Genomic DNA, 22251 nt, shown 5'->3' on the forward strand with positions numbered 1-22251 from the left:
TGGCTTGAGCCGCCGGGAACCGCGAGAATGGCCCGATGGCTACGAGTGGCGAGACCGATTGGGTGTCCAGGTTCGCGGACCAAGTGATCTCCGAAGCGGAGAAACGCGCACCTGGCACCCCCATCGTCTGCGCCTCCGGGCTGAGCCCGTCCGGCCCGATCCACCTGGGCAACCTGCGTGAGGTCATGACGCCGCACCTCGTCGCCGACGAGATCAGGCGGCGCGGGGTCGCGTGCACGCATCTGCTGTCCTGGGACGACTACGACCGGTTCCGCAGAGTGCCCGCGGGCATCGACCCGTCGTGGGCCGAGCACATCGGCAAGCCGTTGACCTCGGTGCCCGCCCCGCCGGGCAGCCCGCACGTCAACTGGGCCGAGCACTTCAAGGCCCCCATGATCGAGGCCATGGCGGAGCTGGGCGTGCAGTGCCGGATGATCAGCCAGACCGAGCAATACACCTCGGGCGCCTACCGGGAGCAGATCCTGCTGGCGGTGCGCGAGCGGGCCACGATCGACGCCGTGTTGTCGCGGCACCGGTCGAAGCAGGTGGAGGACTACTTCCCGTACAAGCCGTACTGCGACCTGTGCGGGCGCGACCTCACGACGGTCACGGCGTACGACGACGAGACCACCGAGCTGGCCTACACCTGCGAGTGCGGCTTCGGCGAGACCGTACGACTGGCCGAGCACGACCACGGCAAGCTGGTGTGGAAGGTCGACTGGCCGATGCGGTGGGCGTACGAGGGCGTGATCTTCGAGCCGTCCGGCGTCGACCACCACTCCCCGGGCTCGGCGTGGACCGTCGGCGGCAAGATCGTGTCCGACGTGTTCGGCGGGCGGCAGCCGATCGGTCCCATGTACGCGTTCGTCGGGATCACCGGCATGGCCAAGATGAGCAGCTCCAAGGGCGACGTGCCGACTCCGGCCGACGCCCTGGAGATCATGGAGGCACCCGTGCTGCGCTGGCTGTACGCCCGCCGCAAGCCGGCCCAGTCCTTCAAGATCGCCTTTGACCAGGAGATCCACCGGCTCTACGACGAGTGGGACGCCCTGGGCCGGAAGGTGGCCGCGGGCCAGACCCAACCCGCCGAGCTGGCCGCGTACGACCGCGCGGTGCACACGGCCGAGGGCCCGCTGCCCGTAACCCCGCATCCCGTCCCCTACCGGACCCTGGCCTCCATCGTGGACATCACGACCGGCCACACCGAGCAGACCCTGCGGATCCTGCGCGACCTCGACGGCATCGGCGACCTCGACGCGGCCCGGCCGCGCCTGGACCGGGCGCAGCGCTGGGTCGACGCTCACCTGCCCGCCGACCAGCGCACCCGCGTGCGCGAGGCGCCGGACGAGGAATTGCTCGACTCCCTCGGCACGAGCGAGCGGGAGTCGCTGCGGCTGCTGGCCGACGGCCTCGACGACTGGTCGCTCGACGGCCTGACCACGCTGGTCTACGGCGTACCGAAGCTCCAGGCGGGCCTGCCCGCCGACGCCGAGCCGACCCCCGAGCTGAAGGCCGCCCAACGGGCCTTCTTCGCCCTGCTCTACAGGCTTCTGGTCGGCCGCGACACAGGCCCGCGCCTGCCCACGCTCCTGCTTGCCGTCGGCGCCGACCGCGTCAGGAAACTCGTAGGCGCGTGAACGGCGCCGTCCTCATCACCGGCATCTCGGCCGCCGGCAAGTCCACCGTGGCCCAGGCCCTGGCCGAGCGGCTGCCCCGCGCCGCCCACGTTCGCGGGGACACCTTCCGGCGCATGGTGGTCTCCGGCCGCGCCGAGATGACCCCGGAGCCGGCCGACGAGGCGGTGCGTCAACTCCACCTCCGTTACCGGATCGCGGCGACGACAGCGGATCTGTACGCGGAGGCGGGATTCACGCCGATAGTCCAGGACGTCATCCTCGGAGCGGACCTGGAGGGCTTCACGAAGCTCATCCGCACCCGTCCCTTGCACGTGGTCGTGCTCGCCCCGGATCCCGCGGCGGTGGAGGCCCGCGAACGGGCCCGAGCCAAGGACGGCTACGGCGGCGGCTGGACGGTGGCCCTGCTCGACGACATGCTCCATCGCGAAACCCCGCGCATCGGCCTGTGGCTGGACACCGCACGCCAGACCCCTGAGGAGACCGTGGACGAGATCATCTCCCGGGCCGGCGAATCCAGAGTTCATGAAGGTCACACATAGAAAGGACCGATGCAAGGCACTCTCAAGCGCGTTGCATGTATGCGGGAGGACCTTGTTTGCATGAACAAGCAGCTCTCCGCCGCCAGCGTCAGTGTCATCGTTCCCGCGATGAACGAAGCCGAGAACCTTCCCCATGTCTTCGCCACGCTGCCCGACTGGATCGACGAGGTGATCCTGGTCGACGGCAATTCGACCGACGACACCATCGCCGTGGCGCGGAGGCTGCGCCCCGATCTCCGCGTCGTCGTACAGAGCCGCCGTGGCAAAGGCAACGCCCTCATCGAGGGTTTCCAGGCCGCCAGGGGCGACATCATCGTGATGATCGACGCCGACGGCTCCACCGACGGTCGCGAGATCCGCTCCTTCGTCGACACGTTGCTCACCGGCGCCGACTTCGCCAAGGGCTCCAGGTACGCGCCCGGCGGCGGCTCCGACGACCTCAGCCCGTGGCGCTCGCTCGGCAACAAGGTCCTCACCGGGCTGACCAACCTGCTCTACGGCACCAGCTACACCGACCTCTGCTACGGCTACAACGCCTTCTGGGCGCGCCACCTGGAGGCCCTTGACCTCGATTGCGACGGTTTCGAGATCGAGACGCTGATGAACGTCCGCGCCGCCCAGGCCGGGCTCGTCATCCGCGAGGTCCCCAGTCACGAGCGCTCCCGCATCCACGGCGCGAGCAACCTGAACGCCGTGCGCGACGGCTGGCGCGTACTCAAGACGATCATGCGGGAACGTACGCGCGGCACCGCCGTGACGACGCAGACCCAAGTAGCACTTGCCAAATGAGGGATGACATCCTCGGACAATGCGCTACATAGTGATCGGAGCAGGAGCCGTTGGCGGAACCATTGGTGCCCGCCTGCACCAAGGCGGGCACGACGTCCTCCTCATCGCGAGAGGCGCGCACTACGAGGCGCTGAAGAGCGACGGCCTGCGCCTGATCACCCCTGAGAGCACCGAGACCCTCGACATCCCCGCCGCCGACGGCCCCGTGCCGACCCGCGACGACGACGTGCTGATCCTGGCCACCAAATCCCAGGACACGATCGCCGCGCTGGGCGACTGGCCGGCCGACCTGCCCGTGGTATGCGCCCAGAACGGCGTCGACAACGAGCGCACGGTCCTTCGGCGGTTTTCCCGCGTTTACGGCATGTGCGTGTGGCTGCCCGCCCAGCACCTGGAGCCCGGAGTGGTGGCCGCGCACGGCTACCCGTACTCGGGCATGTTGCACGTGGGACGTTATCCCCAAGGTGTGGACGACCTCGCCACGCAGATCGTGGCCGATCTCGGCAAGCGCGGCCTCGTGGCCCGAACGGTCCCCGACGTGATGCGCTGGAAGCACGGCAAACTGCTCGGCAACCTCGCCAACGCCGTGGAGGCCCTCATCGGCCGCCCCGACGGCCCCGTGGACGGCAGGACGGCGGTCGTGGAGCGAGCCCGGACCGAGGCCATGTCCGTGCTGGACAAGGCCGGCATCGCTTACAACACCCCCGAAGAAGAGGCCCAGGTACGTGGCCACCAGGTCGACGTGCGCCCCATCGAGGGCGTCGGTCGCGGCGGCGGCTCGTCCTGGCAGAGCCTGGCCAGGGCCAGCGGCTCCATCGAGGCCGACTACCTCAACGGCGAGATCGTCCTGCTCGGCCGCCTGCACGGCGTGCCCACCCCGGTCAACGAGGTGCTGCGGCGCGAGGCGAACGAGCACGCCCGCGAGAAGCTCCCGCCCGGCTCGATGCCGCTGGAGACGCTGGTCGCGCTCATCGACGAGCGTTGCGCAGCCGAATCCCGCTGAACTCCACCGTGCTCTCGATCACCTCGTGCCAGAACGCCCACAGGTTGGGCAGCACCCGCAGCTGGATCCCCGCCTGCTCGTGCAGCTCGAACAGGTCGCTGACGGGCTCGGGCGGGCCCAGCGGTTCGACGGGGACCTTCGAGACCATCGCGTGCGGCGGGTCGCCGACGGGCGCGAAGTCGTCGGCAGGCAGACGGTAGGCGTACAGCTTGACGTCCATGAGGGCTTTCAGCCAGCAGTATTCAATGGCGTGCACCCGATCACCGCAGCCCCGCCCGATGATCCGGGCCCGGTCCTCGTCGGTCGTCCGCGCGCCCACCCATGCGATCGCGCGCGGGCAGGCACGCGGAAACCAGTAGTCAGGGCATCGGTCATGGCCGACCGCCCACACGTACGGCTCGGTCAGCGCGCTCGTGACCGCCACGTGCGGGACGAACCGCTCGATCGTCGGGTCCTCGGAGAAGTGCAGCACCTGGCCAGGCTCGGGTCTCATGAACGTCATCATCGCGCATACCCCGACGCCGTCTGGGAAGGTGAACCGCGCTCTGACGACAAGGGGTGAGTTGGATGATTCTTTTGGGTCTTCTCCTGGTCCTGCTCGCCGGCGGCGCGGTCGCCCTGGTCCTCACCGAGGAGAGTGCCAGGTACATCCTGTTCGGATACACCTTCGAGCTCAACCACGTGGAGATGTTCCTGGCGGGGGCGGCCACCGCGGCCGTCCTGCTGGTGGGACTCTGGCTGCTGGGCTCGGGTTCGCGCCGGACGGCACGACAACGCCGCAGGCTGCGCCACGCGAGGGCCGAGGCCTCAAGCGAGGTGGCTCGGCTGGAGGACGAGAAACGCGATCTGGAACGGCGGCTGGACCACGAGAACACGGCCGGCGACCGGCTCGTGGCCCGCGGTCCCGACAATCCGTGATCAGGCGGTCTGGCGCGAGGGCATCAGTTTGCCCTCGCGCCAGAGCGCGAACCCCGTGATCACCGCCCCCAGCCCCTCCCAGAGCCCGACGCCGAGGAATCCCGACGGCGCCGTCCCGGTCACCACCAGCGTGGTGAAGACGGCGAACGTCACGAGCCTGAACGGCACGGTCCAGCGGAAGAACGGCGTGTAGTCCGCCGACGCCGCGAACATGTAGTAGACACCCATGTTCACCGCCGCCATCGAGGCGGCGGCCATGAAGACCGCCGTATGGTCACCGGCCGGACGCACGTCGAGCACCTCGAACCCCATCATGGCCAGCTGCGTATCGGGCGAGATCAGCCCGATCAGGCCGAGGGCGAAGGCGAGGGATCCGAAGACCGCGATGGTCCAGCCGGAGAAAGAACGCGGAAGACGCACAGAAATCCTTCCAAAGGGGGGTGTAATCTGCGAGGCGATCTCATCATGCACCCGGAGGTCGCATGCCCCCCAAGCGTGGCCGTCCCATCGCTGTGAAACTCCTCATCCTGCTGCTCGTCCCGCTGCTGTCCCTGGTCGGGCTGTGGGCGTTCGCCGCGGGCCTGACCGGCGGCGATGGCGTCCGCCTGCTCGCGATCAACGATTTGGCCACGAACCTGGCCACGCCGTCCGAGCAGATCAACATCGCGCTGCAGGAGGAGCGGCTGTCCTCCGTGGAGTTCCTGGTCAGCGGGCGCGGCGCCGACGCGCTCGCCAAGCGGCGCGACCACACCGACCGGACCGTGACGACCTTCCGCAGCCTGGTCAAGAACGTACGCGACCTGTCGCCCGAGATGACCACGCAGCTCAACGCGCTGAACGGGGAGCTCGGCCAGCTCGCCGACCTACGCAAGGACGTGGACGGCGCGACCGTCGCGCCGCTCGACGTGATCGGCGGCTACAGCCAGATCGTGGACGCGTCCTTCCGCATGTACGACGCCATGGTCCTGGTGCCCGACATGGCGCTCTACCGGCAGGCCAAGGCCATCACCATGCTGGGCGAGGCCAAGGACCTGCTGTCCAGGGAACGGGCGATGATCGCCGTGGTGCTGGGCAAGGGCCAGGTGGAGCCCAGGGACCGGGAGGCGTTCACGGGGATGGTCGCCACCAGGCGGCTGCTGTTCTCGCAGGCGCTCTCGCATCTGGACGCCGACCTGCGGGGGCCGTACGAGACGTTGTCCGCCTCGCCCGTCTACCAGGAGTTCCTGAAGGCAGAGGACGCCATCAGAGGGCTGGCGGCCACCAACGGCCTGCCCGCGACGGCCGCCACCTGGCCCATCGACGGCGAGAACCTGTGGCGGGCGGTCGAGCGCAGCCAGGCCGCGGCCGTGACCGGCATCACGCAGCGGGTCACCCCGGCGGCCATCGGCATGCTCGTCAAGATCGGCGTGGCGGGCGGCGTGGGCCTCGTCGCCGTCATCGCCTCGATCATTCTCTCACTCCGCTTCCGCAAGCGCCTGGTGAGCGAGCTGGCCGGGCTCCGCGACGCCGCCACCGAACTGGCCGAGGTACGGCTGCCGGGGCTGGTCAAGCGGCTGCGGACGAACACGGCCACGCCCACGCCCGCCGAGATCGCGCCGCTGGAGGTCAGGACGCACAGCGCCGAGGTGGACGACATCGTCGAGGCGTTCAACCGCGTGCAGTCCACGGCCGTGGCGGCCGCGGTGGACCAGGCCAGGCTGCGGCACGGCGTCAGCCAGGTCTTCGTCAACCTGGCCAGGCGCAACCAGTCGCTGCTGCACCGGCAGCTGCTCCAGCTCGACACCATGGAGCGGGCGGCCGAGCAGCCGGAGATGCTGGCGGACCTCTTCAAGCTGGACCACCTCACCACCCGCATGCGGCGGCACGCCGAGAGCCTGATCATCCTGTCCGGCCACGCCCCGGGGCGCGGCTGGCGCAACCCGGTGCCCGTCCACAACGTGTTGCGCGCCGCGGCGGCCGAGGTGGAGGAGTACGAGCGGGTCGAGGTGCTCCAGACGCCGCCGGTCGCGCTGCTCGGCTCGGTGGTCACGGACGTGGCCCACCTGATGGCGGAGCTGATCGAGAACGCCACGTTGTTCTCGCCGCCCCAGACCAGGGTGGACGTGCGGAGCACGGCGACCCCGCACGGCCTGATGGTGGAGGTGGAGGACCGGGGGCTCGGCCTGCCCCGCGTCGAGCTCGACGAGCTGAACGACCGGTTGACGAACACCCCCGAGTTCGACCTCGCGCAGAGCGACCGGCTCGGCCTGTTCGTCGTCAGCAGGCTGGCCGCCAGGCACGACATCAAGGTCACCCTGACGCCCTCGCCGTACGGCGGCCTGACCGCGATGGTGGCCCTGCCCGCCTCGCTACTGGCCGACCAGCCGGTCATGAGCGGGCGGTAGGTACGACACCGCACCGGACTCCCGTGCGGCGGTCGCCGCCAGCAGCCGCCGGAGCGCGTGGCTCGACAACAGCCGCTCGGCCTCTTCGAGAGTGAAGAAGCCGTAGTCGTCCAGTTCCTCGGCCTGCAGCGTGATCGGCGTGTCCGAGCCGACCTCGCCGCAGTCGAACATGAAGTTCACCAGCGGATACGGCACGTCCGGCAGATTGTCCACCCAGGCCACGGTCAGCAGCCTGCCCACCTCCACCTCGAGACCGACCTCCTCGGCGACCTCCCTGGCGCACGCCTGCGCGGGATGCTCGCCCGCGTCGATGATGCCGCCGGGGAAGTTCCAGTGCTCGCGATAGTTGGGATCGACCAGCAGGACCCGGCCGCGCTCGTCCGTGATGTACGCCGCCGCCCCCGTGACCACCCGATTGACCGTGGCCCAGAAATCATTCACACCGGCACTATGGCAGAACTTGGAGCAGCGCCTGGTTCTTGGCCTTGGCCGGCTCCTCGATCCGCTGGAGCTCCGCGCCCGCGCGGTCGAGCACGACCAGGGTGTTGTGCTCGGTGCCGGCCACCCGCACCACCATCCGGCCGTCCGGCAGGTAGAGCGCGCCGATCAGCCGGCCCTTGACCTTCGGCGTACGCCTCTTGCCGGTGGCCGTGTCCACGACGACCGGCTTGAACCGGGACGGCCAGCTGCCGTCCCCGAGTGTGTCCGCGTTCCGCGGCACCTCCACGATGGCGTGGCGGCCGTCCGGCGACATGCTCTGCACGTGGGTGATGAGGCTGACGCCTTTGGCCTGGGCGGACTTGCCGGTCTTGACGTTGAGCCGGTAGAGGGCGTCGGCCTCGCCGGTGTAGCCGGCGACGTACCGGCCGTCCGCCGACCAGGCCAGGTGGCAGACGCCCCTCGACCTGCCGAGCCGGCGCGGGGCGGCGGTGGCGTCGGCCTTGACGGCCATGATCGTGTCGCCCTGCGGGTACGCCACCTCCGTCGAGTCGGCGGACCAGACCGGAGTGAGACATGGCGTGCCGCCCTGGAGGCCGCTCACCATCGTGGTGGTCCTGCCGCCCTGCCTGATCTGCAGCCGGCCGTCCGACGTCAACCAGGCCGCCTTCCGCCCGTCGGGCGAGGCGGCGAACTGCGGCAGGTCGCCCGTCTTGGCCAGCGTGCTCCACTCGCCGCCCTGGTAGCGGCTGAGCTGGTTATTGGAACCGGCATATATCGCCGCACCCGACAATTCAGGCGCGGCGGAGGCCGACGCCGCCGTAGGAGCCAGCACGACGACGGCGGCGGCCAGTACGCATGTCTTCATACGACGTCATGTTGCCCGACCCGCTCAAAGACGCAGGAAAGGCTCGCTGAAGTGGGCGGTGGCGAGAATCGCGTGCTCGGCCCTGAGCGTGGCGAGCATCTCCGCACGGATACGAGCGGCCGCTTCCTGGTCGTCGTCGTACAGGTAACGCACGCCGGGGTCGTCGAGCTGAACGGGATGCAGGACGAGGTCGCCGGTCATGGCCACGTCACCGGCCCGCACGATCTGGTGGCCCGGCGTGTGACCGGCCGTGAGGTGCACGTGGATCCCGGGCGCGACCTCGGCCTGGCCCTCGACGACGTGCAGCTGCCCCTTGATCGGGTCGAGCAGCCGGTCGAGCACGGGGCCTTTCGCGGCGTCCAGCTCGGCCTGCTGGAGCACGTAACGCGCGTTCTCGAACGCCGGAGTGCCGTCGTCGGTGACCACGCCGCCGGCGTGGTCGCTGTGCAGGTGGGTGAGGACGACGGTGTCGATGTCGGCGGGCGTGACGCCGGCCGCGGCCAGCTCACCGGCCAGGGTTCCAGGAACCGGCGCCCAGCTGGACGCCGGGGAATCGGCGCCGCCGATGCCGGTGTCGACCAAGGTGATGCGGCCTGCCGCCGAACGCAGCAGATAGCAGTGGAAGTGCAGGACCCACGGCTCGTCCCGGAGCCTCGAACCGGGGAACATCTCGGCGAGCGGGCGGCGGATCGCCGTCCCCATCGGCCCCACGGCGTCGCAGAGCGGTGTCACCTCGACGCCGGACACGTTTATCGGTTGATGCGGCACGCGCCCCAGATTAGGCGGCGATGGGGTGGCGCGGAACGTACTCGTTCTCGAGGTCGGCGGCGTAGACGGCGCGGCAGCAGTTCGCGCACCGGTACATGATCGGGCCCTCGTCGAGCTCGTGGTGGCACCGCGGGCAGTGGTTGATGGTCTTCATGATGCTCCCCCAAGGAGTGCTGTTGGTCTTATGGAACCCTCACCGAGTTGCAGGGGTCCTGCATGTCGCTTGACACACGATGACGCTGCTCTGGAGGGGGCTCGGTGCCCTTCGATACACCGGCCGCGGTAATTTTCCTCGCAGTACGGCGTTGAGAAGAACATTGTCACGCGGCGTGTCCCGCGCTTGTGCGCGAAGACCCGAGAATCGCCCGGGAATAGCCCAAGAGGGCTAGGCGTTTACTGGGTCAGATCGTGTGGTATGTTCCCACCAGCGTTGAGCTACGGCTCCGCTGATCTTCGATCTCAGCCCCGCTCCTCGGTTCGAGGGCCCGGCTTTCTTCATCACTCGCCGACCTTCGTGGGTTCGGCGCGTTCTCCCCCAGAGGGGTTCACCATGTCTGTACAAACCATTCCTGAACAGCGCACGGCCGCGGCCATGCGGCAGGTGATCGGTCTCCTGGACGTACGCGACAACTCCGCGTTCATCCGGGCCGGGCACCTGCCGGGGCCGGGCGACGTGCGCGTGCCGCCCGACAAGATCAAGCGGTTCGACCTGCGGCCCGGCGACCACGTGGTCGCCACCTTCGCCGGCAACAGGCTCGCCGACGTCGAGTCCGTCAACGGCGCCACGCGGTGGCGCGAGCGGCCCGGCTTCGCCGACCTGACGCCCGTGCATCCGACCGAGCGGCTCGTCATCGAGACCGAGTCGCTCAGCACACGCGTCATCGATTTGATCGCACCCATCGGCAAGGGACAGCGCGGCCTCATCGTCGCGCCGCCCAAAGCCGGCAAGACCATGGTCCTGCAGGCCCTGGCCGCCGGGATCGCCCGCAACCACCCCGAGGTGCATCTCATGATCGTGCTCGTGGGCGAGCGGCCCGAGGAGGTCACCGAGATGCGGGCCACCCTCGCGGGCGAGGTCTTCTCCTCGACCTTCGACCACCCCGACCGCGACCACGCCGCCGTCGCCGAGCTTGCCGTCGAACGCGCCAAGCGACTCGTCGAGTCCGGGCGGGACGTGGTGGTGCTGCTCGACTCGCTGACGCGGCTGGGGCGGGCCTACAACAACCTGGCGCCCAGCGGCGGCCGGGTGCTCACCGGCGGCATCGACGCCCGCGCGCTCTACCCGCCCAAGCGCTTCTTCGGCGCCGCCCGCAACGTCGAGGGCGGTGGCTCGCTCACCATCCTCGCCACCGCGCTCGTGGACACGGGGTCGCGGATGGACAACAACCTGTACGAGGAGTTCAAGGGCACGGGCAACATGGAGCTGCACCTCACCCGCGAGCTCGCCGAGCGGCGGCTGTTCCCGGCCGTGGACCTGGAGGCCTCGGGGACGCGTCGGGATGAGATGCTGCTGCACCCGGAGGAGCAGAAGGTCGTCTGGCGGTTGCGGCGGATGCTCGTCGGGCTGGAGAAGCAGCAAGGACTCCAGGTCCTCGTCGACAAGCTCCGCTCCACTTCCTCCAACGCCGCCTTCCTCCTCGAAGCGGCCGCCACCACCGCCTGACCATCGGCCCACGCGCCGTCGCCAGGGCGAGCCCCGCACCACGGGCCGTCTGGCCACCGCCTCGCAGCCCCCACACCGGCAGGCCGATGGAGCCCGCCAGGCCGCCCGGCACCCGGCGGGTGGACGGTGGGGTGGTGCACGAGAATGGGGCGCATGTTGGCTGACATCGTCGAATACCTGGTCTGCCCCGTATGCCGCGCCGACGTGCGGCTGGAGGAGCGGGCGGTGCGGTGTGCCAACGGGCACGCGTTCGACGTGGCCAAGCAGGGATACGTCAGCCTCCTCGTCGGCTCCAGGCCACCAGGCACGGCCGACAGCGCGGCGATGGTGGCCGCCAGGGCCGATTTCCTCGACGCCGGCCACTATGCCCCCCTTGCCACCGCCGTGGCCGAGAGCGTGCGGGCGCACACATCGGGGCAGAACGCTCCACTAGAACATGAGTCGTCCACCGAAACGAATGACGGCAGCGGGCTGAGGGCGTACCGTGGGGCGGGAATGGAGGCCGGTTACGGCGTGGGACCAGCAGGAGGTCCTGTGTCAGACCGGGACTACGTCGAGGGTCGCCGCGCGGAGGGCAGGACCGCACCGGTGATCGTCGACGCCGGCACGGGAACCGGGCATTATCTGGCGACCGTGCTCAATGCCGTGAGCGATGGCATCGGGATGGCATTCGATGTGTCGAAGCACGCTGTACGCCGGGCGGCGCGGGTGCATCCGAGGGCGGGAGCCTTCGTGGCCGACGTGTGGCGGCCGCTTCCCATCCGAGATGGGGTGGCCGACGTGGTGATCGACGTTTTCGCGCCCAGGAACGGGCCCGAGTTCAGGAGGATCCTGCGGCCGGACGGCGCTGTGGTGCTCGTCACGCCCGCGCGGACACACCTGAGTCCGCTCGTCGAAAGGCTGGGGCTGCTCTCCGTGGACGAGGAGAAGGAGCGCAGGGTCGCGCGCAGCATGGAGGGCTTCGCGGAGACCGGCCGGCGCTCGATCGAGTTCGACATGGAGCTGGGTCCGGGCGACATCGCCCAGGTCATCGGGATGGGCCCGAGCGCCTGGCACACCGACGCGCCCGACCTTGAAAAGCGCATCGAGGGATATGTCTCCCGAAATGTCACAGAAAAAGTAGTAACGCGCGCGGCGTTTCATCTGTCTATCTTCGAGCCCGCACCCCGCTCAAGACCTGTTCCTTGACGGACATGTGCGACTGGTGTTACTGATGGGGTATTTAGTCCGAAATTCCCCCACATTCCGTGAGTATTTCCCTGGTGCAGGCGCAATACTGGACGGCATCCCAGGCCGGGAAACGCGGGACGACAACGGGAGGGGGCGCGCGGGATGAAGGCGGAGGAACGCTGGCAGGCCAGGTTCCAGGCCTCGCGCATGACGCTGCCCTCCTGGGCGCGTCAGGCTCCGAACCGTTCGATCTACCGCTCCAACGCCACGGGGAAGTGGGAGGTCTACGCCTGGGATCGCGTGATGGGCTCCATCCGGCAGGTGACCGACCGGCCCAAGGGCACCGCGTACGCCGCCATCGACCCCACCGGCCAGTGGATCTACTGGTTCGCCGACACCGAGGCCGACGAGTTCGGCATGTGGTGGCGTCAGCCGTTCACCGGCGGCCCCGACGAGCCGGCCGCCCCGGGCCTGCCGCCGGGCCAGCCCGGCGGCATCGCACTGTCCACGACCGGGCTCGCCGCCATCACCCTCGCCAGCGAGGGCATGTTCCGCACTCATCTGGTACGCGAGGGCGAGCCGTACCAACTGCTCTACGAGCACGCCGAGGCCGCCTGGGTGTGCGATATGTCCCTCGACGGCTCTCTTATTGCGATAAATCACGGTGAATACGGCGATTTCCGTCACCCGGCGCTCCGCGTCCTCCGCGCCAACGGCGACACGATCAGCGAGCTGTACGACGGCCCCGGCAAGGGCGTGATCGGTCTCCACTTCGCCCCGGTCCTGGGCGACCGCCGCCTGCTCGCCCTGCACGAGCGCCGCCAGCGCCACGAGCCCCTGGTCTGGGATCCGGTGACCGGCGAGCAGCGCGAGATCTGGCTGAAGGACTCCGGCGATCTGGACGCCGAGTGGTACGACGACGGCCGCGGCCTGCTGATCCTCCGCGACGACCGGGCCCGCAGCTACCTGCACCGCTACGACCTGGCCGGCGGCGGCCTGACCCTCATCGACACGCCGCACGGCGTGATCGACGAGGCGGTGCCCCGGCCCGGCGGCCATGTCGAATACTCCTGGTCCAGCGCTTCCCGCCCGCCGGTCATCCGCTCCAGCACCGGCCAGGTCGTGGTCAACCCCGGCGGCCCGGCCGCGCCGCCGAGCGTGCCGGTCGAGGACATGGACGTCGAGGGCGAGGGCGGCCGCATCCACGCGCTGATCTCCAAGCCCGAGACCGGCACCGCGCCGCACCCGGCGGTCTTCCTGCTGCACGGCGGGCCGACGGCACACGACCGCGACGCCTTCTCCGCCGAGGTCGCGGCCTGGGTGGACGCGGGCTTCGCCGTGGTGCGGGTCAACTACCGCGGCTCGACCGGCTACGGCTCGGCCTGGCGCGACGCGCTCCACGGCGACGTGGGGCACATCGAGCTGGCCGACGTGGCCGCCGTACGCCACTGCGTGGTCGAGCGCGGCATCGCCGACCCGGACCGGCTGGTGCTGACCGGCTCGGGATGGGGCGGCTACCTCACGTTGCTCGGTCTCGGCACCCAGCCCGAGTTGTGGGCGGCCGGCATCGCGGCGGTCCCGATCGCCTGCCACGAGACCGCGTACGAGGACGAGGCCGAGAGCCTGCGCGCCTACCACCGCGCGCTGCTCGGCGGCTCACCCGACGAGCAACCCGAGCGGTACGCGGCCAGCTCCCCCATCACGTACGTCGACCAGGTCAAGGCCCCCCTGCTGATCCTCGCGGGCGAGAACGACACACGTTGCCCGCTACGCCAGATCGAGAAGTACGTCGCCAAGCTCGCCGAGCACGGCCGCGAGCACGAGGTCTACACCTACGACGCCGTCCGCGGCTGGCTCGTGGTGTCCGAGCGAATCGCGCAGCTCGCGGCGCAGTTGGAATTCGCACGGAAGCACGTAAACTCACACTGACCTTGACAACCTGTAAAGAGTTCCTGACCAGGCGGACTTGACCGTCGGGCCTGACCGCTGTCACGATTCGCGCGCACGGCCGCACACCGGGAGGTCCATATCGAGCACCACGCCGCGTCAGCGGGCGCGCAGCACCACGATGGCGAGGTCGTCGGCGCTCGGTTCGGAGGCGAATTCGGCCGCGCCCCTGCGGATGCGCTCAGCGACCGCCCTGGCCGACAGCCCGGCGCACTCGCCGAGCAGCTTGGCCAGGCCACCGTCGTCGTCGAGCAGGCGCCCGCCGGAGCGCCGCTCGGTCACCCCGTCCGTGACGGCCAGCAGCACGTCGCCGTGGTCGAGGTGGACGGTGTCGGCCTCGAACACGACCTCATGGAAGACCCCGAGCAGCGACTGCGGCGTGGTGACGGCTTCGACCTTGCCGTTCGGCTTGAGCCGCAGCGCCTCGGGATGCCCGGCCGACACGAGGCGGACCTCCAGACCGGTCTCCACGGGGGTGATGTCGCCGTGCAGGAGCGTGAGGAATCTCGCCCGCTCCCCCTCCTCCAGGATCGCCTGGTTGAGCCGTCCGAGCACGGCGGCCACGCCGTACCCCTCCCGCGCCAGCAACCGCAGCGTGTGCCGCGCGAGGCCGGTCACGGCCGCGGCCTCGGGACCGGTGCCGCAGACGTCGCCGATCGCGAACCGCCAGGAGTCGTCCCCCGCCTTGAACAGGTCGTAGAAGTCACCGCCGACCTCGTTGGCCTCGCCCGCGGGCTCGTAGATGACGCCGTAGTCCAGCCCCGGCACCTCGGGCTCGTTGGGCGGGAGCAGGCTGCGCTGGAGCGCCCGGTTGGCGGCGGCCTGCTGGGCGTAGAGCCGCGCGTTGTCCATGGCGAGGGCGGCGCGCCTGCCGATGTCGTCGGCGAACTGGATGACGTCGTCGCGGAAGCGGTCGGGCCGGCCCAGGCACATCATGCCGAGGCTGCGGCCGCGTGCCGTCAGCGGCACCGCCAGCACCTGGGAGTCCGCCAGGTGAATGGTGGAGGTGACGCTGGTGCCGGCGGCGGCGACGTCCATGTCCGCCAGCTGCCCGCGCAGACCGTCGATCCTGGCCTCGTCGGCGTGCCAAAGGTAGACCAGCCGCAGCGGTCCCGCGGCGCCGTCGGAGGTGTAGACGGCACACCAGCTCGCCAACCTCGGCACCACGATCTGAGCGATGATCGCCGGCACCATGTCGGGGTCGAGAGTGCCTGCGAGCAGGTCGCTCGCGTCAGCCAGGAACCCCAACCAATGCGGCCCGGCGGACCTCTCCTCCAGCCATTCAGCGGCCACCCTGTCCACGGAGCCAGGTAGCGTGAGCCTAGCCCAATGGACACGGGAATCGCCCGCGAAGGTGACTCCCCACTCTTCGACGTTCGCGGAAGGAGCTTTCGGATCACTCTGGGAGACGCTTCGTTGTCGGAATTCGACCTGTACGGCATCCCCGAAATGCTTCCAAATAACCTCAAACGGCTCGTCAGCGACTTGCTCGGCCAAGTCCCCAGCGACTTGCTCGGCGGTATGGAGCACGCCACCGGTGGCCCACGCGGTCATGACCTCACGCGTGAACCTCATCGCAGCCGTCACAGCGGTCTCGCCGGGCGCGAACGTCGCAGCCAGCACCGCATGGGGAGAAGCAGTCATCCCACCGTGCCTACCACACTTCTCACTGACTTGGGGTAAATCCAAGGACAGGACTACGAGCTACTCATCGTGACAGACTTGAATCACTCGCCGAGGCAGCAGCGAGTGAAGGAGGCCCCATGACCACGGCCAAGGCCGCGCTAAGCCCCGAGGAGAGGACGTACACCGAATCGGATCTCGTGCCGATCCTGGAGACCCTTTTCTCTTGGCGTGACGGCGATTTCCGGCGTCGGGTGCCTCATGCGCCTCCCGGCATTCTCAGCGAGGTTCGGCTGCTGCTCAACGAGGTGGCGGACCGTCGCGAACATCTGGCCAACGAGCTCGTCCGCGTCCGCAAGGAAGTGGTCAAGGAGGGCCGGTTCAACGAGCGGCTGACGCCCGGACCCGGCGTGGGCGCGTGGGCGGAGAGCGTCGAGTCGGTCAACCAGCTGATCGAGGCCCTGGTGAGCCCCGTGAGCGGGGCGGCCGACGTGATCGACGCGGTCGCCAAGGGCGACCTGTCGCGGCGCATCGACCTCGACCGGTCGGCCCGTGGCGAGGTGCGCCGCCTGGGCAAGGCCATCAACGGCATGGTGGACCAGCTCGCGCTGTTCAACTCCGAGGTGACCAGGGTGGCCCGCGAGGCCGGCACCGAGGGCCGGCTGGGCGGCAGCGCCAACCTCCGCGGCATGTCGGGAAGCTGGCGCGACCTCACCGAGGCCGTGAACACGATGTCCTCGCGCGTGGCCGCGCAGGTGCGCGACATCGCGGTCGTGACCACAGCGGTGGCCAAGGGCGACCTGAGCCGCAAGGTGACGGTCGACGCCGTGGGCGAGATGTTCGAGCTGAAGAACACCGTCAACACGATGGTGGACCAGCTGTCCGGGTTCGCCGAGGAGGTCACCCGAGTCGCCCGCGAAGTGGGCACCGAAGGCCAGCTCGGCGGTCAGGCACAGGTCACCGGCGTGTCCGGGGTCTGGAAAGACCTCACCGACAACGTCAACTTCATGGCCAACAACCTGACCTCACAGGTACGCAGCATCGCGACCGTGGCGACGGCGGTGGCCCAGGGCAACCTGTCGAAGAAGATCACCGTCGACGCCCAGGGCGAGATCCTGCAGTTGAAGGACACCCTCAACACGATGGTGGACCAGCTGTCGTCCTTCGCCGACGAGGTCACCCGAGTCGCCCGCGAGGTCGGCACCGAAGGAAAGCTCGGCGGCCGCGCCGAGGTGAAGGGCGTGTCGGGCGTCTGGAAGGACCTCACCGACAACGTCAACTCCATGGCCAACAACCTCACCTACCAGGTGCGGAACATCGCCCAAGTGACCACGGCCGTGGCCAACGGCGACCTCACCCGCAAGATCGACGTGGACGCCCAGGGCGAGATCCTGGAGCTCAAGTCGACCATGAACACGATGGTCGAGCAGCTGTCGTCGTTCGCCTCCGAGGTGACCCGAGTCGCCCGTGAGGTGGGCACCGAGGGCCAGCTGGGCGGCCAGGCGCAGGTCCGCGGTGTGTCCGGGGTCTGGAAGGACCTGACGGACAACGTCAACTCGATGGCCAACAACCTGACCTCGCAGGTGCGCCAGATCGCGGCCGTCTCGTCCGCGGTGGCGCAGGGCAACCTGTCCAAGAAGATCACGGTCGACGCCCAGGGCGAGATGTTGCAGCTGAAGGACACCCTCAACACGATGGTGGACCAGCTGTCGTCCTTCGCCGACGAGGTCACCCGAGTCGCCCGCGAGGTGGGCACCGAGGGCAAGCTCGGCGGTCAGGCGCGGGTGCAGGGCGTGTCCGGTGTGTGGAAGGACCTCACGGACAACGTCAACTTCATGGCCAACAACCTCACCTACCAGGTGCGGAACATCGCCGAGGTCACCACCGCCGTCGCCAACGGCGACCTCATGCGCAAGATCGACGTGGACGCCCAGGGCGAGATCCTCGCGCTCAAGACCACCATCAACCGCATGGTGGACCAGCTGTCGTCGTTCGCGTCCGAGGTCACCCGAGTGGCCCGCGAGGTGGGCTCCGAAGGCCAGCTCGGCGGCCAGGCCCGGGTCGAGGGCGTCGAGGGCACGTGGAAGCGGCTCACCGAGAGCGTCAACGAGCTGGCCGGCAACCTCACCACCCAGGTGCGTGCCATCGCGACCGTGACCAGCGCCGTGGCGCGCGGCGACCTGACCCGCTCGATCGCCGTCGAGGCCCAGGGCGAGCTGGCGGAGCTGAAGGACAACATCAACTCGATGGTGGCCAACCTCCGCGAGACCACCCAGGCAAACCAGGAGCAGGACTGGCTCAAGTCCAACCTGGCCCGCATCTCCCGGCTCATGCAGGGCCATCGCGACCTGTTCGAGGTGGCCAAGCTCACGATGAGCGAGCTGACGCCGCTGGTGTCGGCCCGCTACGGCGCCTTCTACGGCATCGACCCCGAGGGCGACCACGAGCTGGTGCTGATCGGCGGCTACGGCGTACGCCCCGGCCGGGGGCCGCGCCAGCGCTTCGCCATCGGCCAGGGCATCGTCGGCCAGGCGGCGGCCGAGGGCCGGCACATCGTGCTCGACGACGTGCCGCCGCAGTTCATCACCATCGAGAGCGGGCTCAGCCAGTCCACGCCCGCGCAGATCGTGGTGCTGCCGATCCTGTTCGAGAACCGCGTGCTCGGCGTGCTCGAGCTGGCCTCGTTCACCCCGTTCGGCGACGTGCATCTGGACTTCCTGCGGCAGCTCGTCGAGACCATCGGCGTCACGATGAACACGATCATCGCCAACTCCCGTACCGAGGACCTGCTGACCGAGTCGCAGCGGCTCACCCGCGAGCTACAGGAGCGCTCGGACGAGCTGCAGCGCCAGCAGGAGGAGCTGCGCAGGTCCAACGCCGAGCTGGAGGACAAGGCGGCGCTGCTGGCCAAGCAGAACCGCGCGATCGAGATCCAGAACTTCCAGATCGAACAGGCCCGCCGCACGCTGGAGGAGCGCGCCGAGCAGCTCGCCGTCTCCTCGCGCTACAAGTCCGAGTTCCTCGCGAACATGTCGCACGAGTTGCGCACGCCGCTCAACAGCCTGCTGGTGCTGGCCAAGCTGCTGACGGAGAACGCCGAGGGCAACCTGACCTCACAGCAGGTCGAGTTCGCCCGGACGATCCACAGCGCCGGCTCGGCGCTGCTGCAGCTGATCAACGACATGCTCGACCTGTCGAAGGTCGAGGCGGGCCGGATGGACATCCATCCGATCCAGGTGTCGTTGCCGAAGATGGTCGATCTGCTGGAGGCGGCGTTCGCGCCGCTCGCCCAGGACAAGGGGCTGTCGTTCAGCGTGGATGTCGAGTCCGATGTTCCGAACGAGTTGCGTGCCGACGAGCAGCGGCTGCAGCAGGTGCTGCGTAACCTGCTGTCCAACGCGGTGAAGTTCACGCCGCGGGGCGAGGTGAAGCTGCGGGTCGCGATGGCGCCGCCCGGGGTGGACTTCGACGACGACACGCTGCACGACGCCCGCGACCTGCTGGCGTTCCAGGTGGTCGACACGGGCATCGGCATCGCGCCGGACAAGCGGGACGTGATCTTCGAGGCGTTCCGGCAGGCCGACGGCACCACGAGCAGGAAGTACGGCGGCACGGGCCTGGGCCTGGCGATCTGCCGGGACATCGCCAGGTTGCTCGGCGGCGAGATCCACGTGGACAGCGAGCTCGGCAAGGGCAGCACGTTCACGCTCTACCTGCCGGCCTCGTACACCGGGCCGCTGGCCGCGACCGACGGCGGCGTGGGCCGCCGGCAGCTGATGGCCTCGCCGGCGGACGAGCCCGCCACCGTCACCCTGCCCGAGCCGCCGATGCCGCTCGACATGCCGATGCCCGAGCTGGTCGAGCCGCCGCTCGAGACGCCTGTCCAGTGGCAGGGCGACGACCCGCTCAGCGGCGCGAAGATCCTCATCGTGGACGACGACATCCGCAACGTGTTCGCGCTGACCAGCGTCTTGGAGCGGCACGGCTCGACGGTCGTCTACGCTGAGAACGGCCGGGAGGGGATCGAGCAGCTCGAACGGAACGAGGACGTCGCGCTCGTGCTGATGGACATCATGATGCCGGAGATGGACGGCTGGGCCACGACCTCGGCGATCCGGCGCATGCCGCAGTTCGCCGACCTGCCGATCATCGCGCTGACGGCCAAGGTCATGCGAGGCGACCGGGAGAAGAGCATCGCGTCGGGCGCGTCCGACTACGTGCCCAAGCCAGTCGACGTGGATCGCCTGCTCGAACGCCTGCGTGGCTGGCTCAGCCGCGGCCGGGGAGCCACATCCGACTCATCAGTCGAAGGGTCGTGATCGATGCCGGAGCGAGCGAAGATCCTCCTGGTCGATGACCGCGAGGAAAATCTCATCGCGCTGGAAGCCATCCTCAGCTCACTCGACCTGGTGCCCGTGCGTGCCCGGTCGGGTGAGGAGGCGCTCAAGGCGTTGCTCAACACCGAGTTCGCGCTCATCCTGCTCGACGTGCGGATGCCGGGCATGGACGGGTTCGAGACGGCTGCCCATATCAAGCGGCGCGAGCGGACCAGGAACATTCCGATCATCTTCCTGACCGTGGTGGACAGCGCGCCCGACTACGCCTTCCGCGGGTACGCGGCCGGCGCTGTGGACTATCTGACCAAGCCGTTCGACCCGTGGGTGTTGCGGGCGAAGGTGTCGGTGTTCACCGAGCTGTACAACATGAACAAACGGCTGGCCGAGCAGGCGTCCCTGCTGCGTGATCGGGTCAGCGGCGAGCTGCCGCCCGGGACCGGGGATCAGGCGTCGGTGTTGCCGGAGCTGTCGCGGCGGCTGACGGCGGTCGAGGACGAGCTGGCCCGGATCCGGGAGCTGGCCCGGAAGATCCAGGACCCGGCGCTGGCGGCCCCGCTGTCGGACCTCACGGACCGGGTGACGCATCTACGCGCCGGCTTCGACGCCCTGTCCTGATCTCCCCTGCACCGGTGGCCGGCCGGCACGTCCACGTCCTGCGCCCGGCCGCCCAGGGCGTGGGCGGCGGCGCGCATGTGCAGGGACAGCGGGTGGCCGGAAGGCGGCGGAGGGATGGCCGGAGAAGGCGGCGGCCTGAGGAAGGCGGCGGGCCGGGCTGCCGGAGAAATGGTGTAGCGGGAAGGTGCTGGTGCGGGGCGTTCAGTAAGGGAAGGGTGCGGTCAGTGACGGGCGCGTTCGAGTGCGTCCCAGAAGCCGCGACGCAACGCGTGGCGTACCTCATCGTGCAGCAGGAAATCGATCGGCAACGACGACCCCTGCAGCAGCCGCGCCTCCAGGTCGGACGGCATGCGCGGTTTGCGGGCCAGCACCGCCTCCAACCACAGCGCCGGCGCGTCCCTCGCCACGGACTCACCGAAGTCGTGGCCTTCCCGGTGGGCGGCCTTGACGGCGTCGGAGAGCGTGGTGGCGCCCGCGGTCGCGGCGGGCGGCGGCGTGACGGGCGCGGGCTGCGGCCCGGTGTACGGCCCGAGCTGCGACGGCTGGTACGTCCCCCCACTCGACGGCGAGGCGAACTGCCCGGTGCTGGGCGACTGCGGCTGCGCCTGCAGGGGCCCGGTCACCGGAGCCGATGACGTCGGCTGCTCCGCCTGCTGATAACTGGAATAGGTGGGCAGCACGGGCGGTGTGGAGGACGAATGCCCGCGTCCCGACGTCGACGGCCCGTTGGAGGACGGCTGGCTGCTCGACGTGGAAGAGGAGGACGACCCGGCCGCGTGGCTGCCGGTGGACGGCGTGGCCGGGGGCAACGACGACGGCATCGAGGACGGCGAGGGCGGCAGCGAGGCCTGCCCGTTGCTGAGCGGCTGGTGGTGCCCGTTGGAGGCGGCCTCGGTGATGCCGGTCACCAGGGAGATGTATGGCCGCAGGTGGACGGCGCCCAGCTCGACGAGGTCGTCGCACTCCTGCCGGAGCGAGCGGGAGACGGCCCAGCCGCCGTCGGCCGCGATGTGGATGACGCTCACCCTGATGCCGAGGTCCTGCGCGTCGCACACGACCTGCGCCAGGTCCTCGTCCCCGCTGACGACCACGGCGTCGCAGATGGCGTTGTTGCGGGCGAGCGTCATGAGGTCGCGGTGGACCTGGGCGTCGACGCCTTCGCGCCGCCCGGGCCTGATGCGCGACAGTCTGAGCTTGAGGCCGGGGATGTCGGCCAGCGCGTCGTGTTCCGGCGTGCGGCGGCCTTCGACCGTCGCCTCGTACCAGTAGCACCGCAGCAGGGGCAGGCCGGTGCGCTCGCGCGACAGGCTGGTCATCAGCTGGAGCAGCCCCGGGTAGTCCCAGGCAACCGCTTCTCGATGACGCGTGCCGTGCACGGCCATCGCTCCGTCAGCCAGCAGATAGCCGGCGTCTACGAACAGCGCACAGCGATCCACTGACACCGCCCCTTTCATGGTGGTCCGACCTTGCTGGCTCTGCACCGTCAGAGACCGGACTCGGCGGCCCTCTCTCAGGGTAATGAAAGCAGGAGATCGTGCGAGGGTTAATCCCG

General features: G+C 69.4%; 19 protein-coding genes. 11 read left to right on the forward strand and 8 right to left on the reverse strand.

Features of this window, described 5'->3' with window-relative positions:
• Window positions 1-35 precede the first annotated feature (35 nt).
• Genes lysS through ETD86_RS03700 form a run of 4 tightly spaced genes read left to right on the forward strand, consistent with a single transcriptional unit; the run spans window position 36 to window position 3968 of the window.
• A complete protein-coding gene (gene lysS / locus ETD86_RS03685) occupies window positions 36-1637 on the forward strand; it encodes a lysine--tRNA ligase (RefSeq protein WP_138664652.1) in 1602 nt (533 codons plus the stop codon).
• Complete coding sequence (locus ETD86_RS03690) at window positions 1634-2176, forward strand: AAA family ATPase (RefSeq protein ID WP_138664653.1); 543 nt, start codon at window positions 1634-1636, stop codon at window positions 2174-2176. The genes lysS and ETD86_RS03690 overlap by 4 nt, the downstream gene beginning before the upstream one ends.
• Window positions 2177-2185: 9 nt before the next feature.
• Window positions 2186-2965, forward strand: coding sequence for a glycosyltransferase family 2 protein (locus ETD86_RS03695; RefSeq protein WP_246147577.1), 780 nt, complete (start codon window positions 2186-2188; stop codon window positions 2963-2965).
• A gap of 19 nt (window positions 2966-2984) precedes the next feature.
• Window positions 2985-3968, forward strand: a complete 984-nt coding sequence (locus tag ETD86_RS03700; RefSeq protein ID WP_138664654.1) for a ketopantoate reductase family protein — start codon at window positions 2985-2987, stop codon at window positions 3966-3968.
• Here ETD86_RS03700 and ETD86_RS03705 read toward each other — a convergent pair.
• Complete coding sequence (locus ETD86_RS03705; protein ID WP_138664655.1) at window positions 3934-4461, reverse strand: DUF6886 family protein; 528 nt, start codon at window positions 4459-4461, stop codon at window positions 3934-3936. The two genes, ETD86_RS03700 and ETD86_RS03705, sit on opposite strands and share 35 nt — an antisense overlap.
• A gap of 74 nt (window positions 4462-4535) precedes the next feature.
• On the opposite strand from ETD86_RS03705, the gene ETD86_RS03710 reads away from it, so the two are divergent.
• Complete coding sequence (locus ETD86_RS03710) at window positions 4536-4886, forward strand: hypothetical protein (RefSeq protein ID WP_138664656.1); 351 nt, start codon at window positions 4536-4538, stop codon at window positions 4884-4886.
• On the opposite strand, the gene ETD86_RS03715 is transcribed toward ETD86_RS03710, so the two are convergent.
• On the reverse strand, window positions 4887-5306 hold the full coding sequence (locus tag ETD86_RS03715) for a hypothetical protein (RefSeq protein ID WP_138664657.1): 420 nt from the start codon (window positions 5304-5306) through the stop codon (window positions 4887-4889).
• A 62-nt stretch (window positions 5307-5368) separates the two neighbouring features.
• Here ETD86_RS03715 and ETD86_RS03720 point away from each other — a divergent pair, with 62 nt between their 5' ends.
• A complete protein-coding gene (locus tag ETD86_RS03720) occupies window positions 5369-7270 on the forward strand; it encodes a sensor histidine kinase (protein WP_138664658.1) in 1902 nt (633 codons plus the stop codon).
• Here ETD86_RS03720 and ETD86_RS03725 read toward each other — a convergent pair.
• The 4 genes from ETD86_RS03725 to ETD86_RS54805 are packed head-to-tail and all read right to left on the reverse strand — an operon-like array spanning window position 7235 to window position 9498.
• The gene (locus ETD86_RS03725; protein WP_138664659.1) at window positions 7235-7711 is read right to left on the reverse strand and encodes an NUDIX domain-containing protein; all 477 of its coding nucleotides are present in this window, start codon (window positions 7709-7711) and stop codon (window positions 7235-7237) included. The genes ETD86_RS03720 and ETD86_RS03725 overlap by 36 nt on opposite strands.
• A gap of 7 nt (window positions 7712-7718) precedes the next feature.
• Window positions 7719-8576, reverse strand: coding sequence for a TolB family protein (locus ETD86_RS03730; RefSeq protein WP_138664660.1), 858 nt, complete (start codon window positions 8574-8576; stop codon window positions 7719-7721).
• 24 nt (window positions 8577-8600) lie between these two features.
• Window positions 8601-9344 carry an MBL fold metallo-hydrolase gene (locus ETD86_RS03735; RefSeq protein ID WP_246147579.1) on the reverse strand — a complete coding sequence of 248 codons (744 nt, stop codon included), beginning with the start codon at window positions 9342-9344 and terminating at the stop codon, window positions 8601-8603.
• Window positions 9345-9354: 10 nt separating this feature from the next.
• A complete protein-coding gene (locus ETD86_RS54805) occupies window positions 9355-9498 on the reverse strand; it encodes a hypothetical protein (RefSeq protein ID WP_170222865.1) in 144 nt (47 codons plus the stop codon).
• Between the two features lie 396 nt (window positions 9499-9894).
• Between ETD86_RS54805 and rho the strand changes: the two genes are divergently transcribed.
• From rho to ETD86_RS03750, 3 genes are all read left to right on the forward strand, one after another.
• Window positions 9895-11007: a transcription termination factor Rho gene (gene rho / locus ETD86_RS03740; protein WP_138664661.1), complete on the forward strand. Its 1113-nt coding sequence runs from the start codon at window positions 9895-9897 to the stop codon at window positions 11005-11007.
• Window positions 11008-11160: 153 nt separating this feature from the next.
• Complete coding sequence (locus tag ETD86_RS03745; protein ID WP_138664662.1) at window positions 11161-12195, forward strand: putative RNA methyltransferase; 1035 nt, start codon at window positions 11161-11163, stop codon at window positions 12193-12195.
• 144 nt (window positions 12196-12339) lie between these two features.
• Complete coding sequence (locus ETD86_RS03750; protein ID WP_138664663.1) at window positions 12340-14106, forward strand: S9 family peptidase; 1767 nt, start codon at window positions 12340-12342, stop codon at window positions 14104-14106.
• A gap of 117 nt (window positions 14107-14223) precedes the next feature.
• Here the strand turns inward: ETD86_RS03750 and ETD86_RS03755 are convergent, their stop codons facing one another.
• Complete coding sequence (locus ETD86_RS03755; protein WP_246147581.1) at window positions 14224-15426, reverse strand: PP2C family protein-serine/threonine phosphatase; 1203 nt, start codon at window positions 15424-15426, stop codon at window positions 14224-14226.
• A gap of 461 nt (window positions 15427-15887) precedes the next feature.
• Between ETD86_RS03755 and ETD86_RS03760 the strand changes: the two genes are divergently transcribed.
• Both ETD86_RS03760 and ETD86_RS03765 read left to right on the forward strand, forming a co-directional pair.
• A complete protein-coding gene (locus ETD86_RS03760; protein ID WP_138664665.1) occupies window positions 15888-20066 on the forward strand; it encodes a HAMP domain-containing protein in 4179 nt (1392 codons plus the stop codon).
• Window positions 20067-20069: 3 nt separating this feature from the next.
• Window positions 20070-20699, forward strand: a complete 630-nt coding sequence (locus ETD86_RS03765; protein ID WP_138664666.1) for a response regulator — start codon at window positions 20070-20072, stop codon at window positions 20697-20699.
• A gap of 221 nt (window positions 20700-20920) precedes the next feature.
• On the opposite strand, the gene ETD86_RS03770 is transcribed toward ETD86_RS03765, so the two are convergent.
• Window positions 20921-22135, reverse strand: coding sequence for an NYN domain-containing protein (locus tag ETD86_RS03770; RefSeq protein ID WP_138664706.1), 1215 nt, complete (start codon window positions 22133-22135; stop codon window positions 20921-20923).
• Between the last annotated feature and the right edge of the window lie 116 nt (window positions 22136-22251).

It is taken from the genome of Nonomuraea turkmeniaca, assembly GCF_005889735.1.
GTDB lineage: Bacteria > Actinomycetota > Actinomycetes > Streptosporangiales > Streptosporangiaceae > Nonomuraea > Nonomuraea turkmeniaca.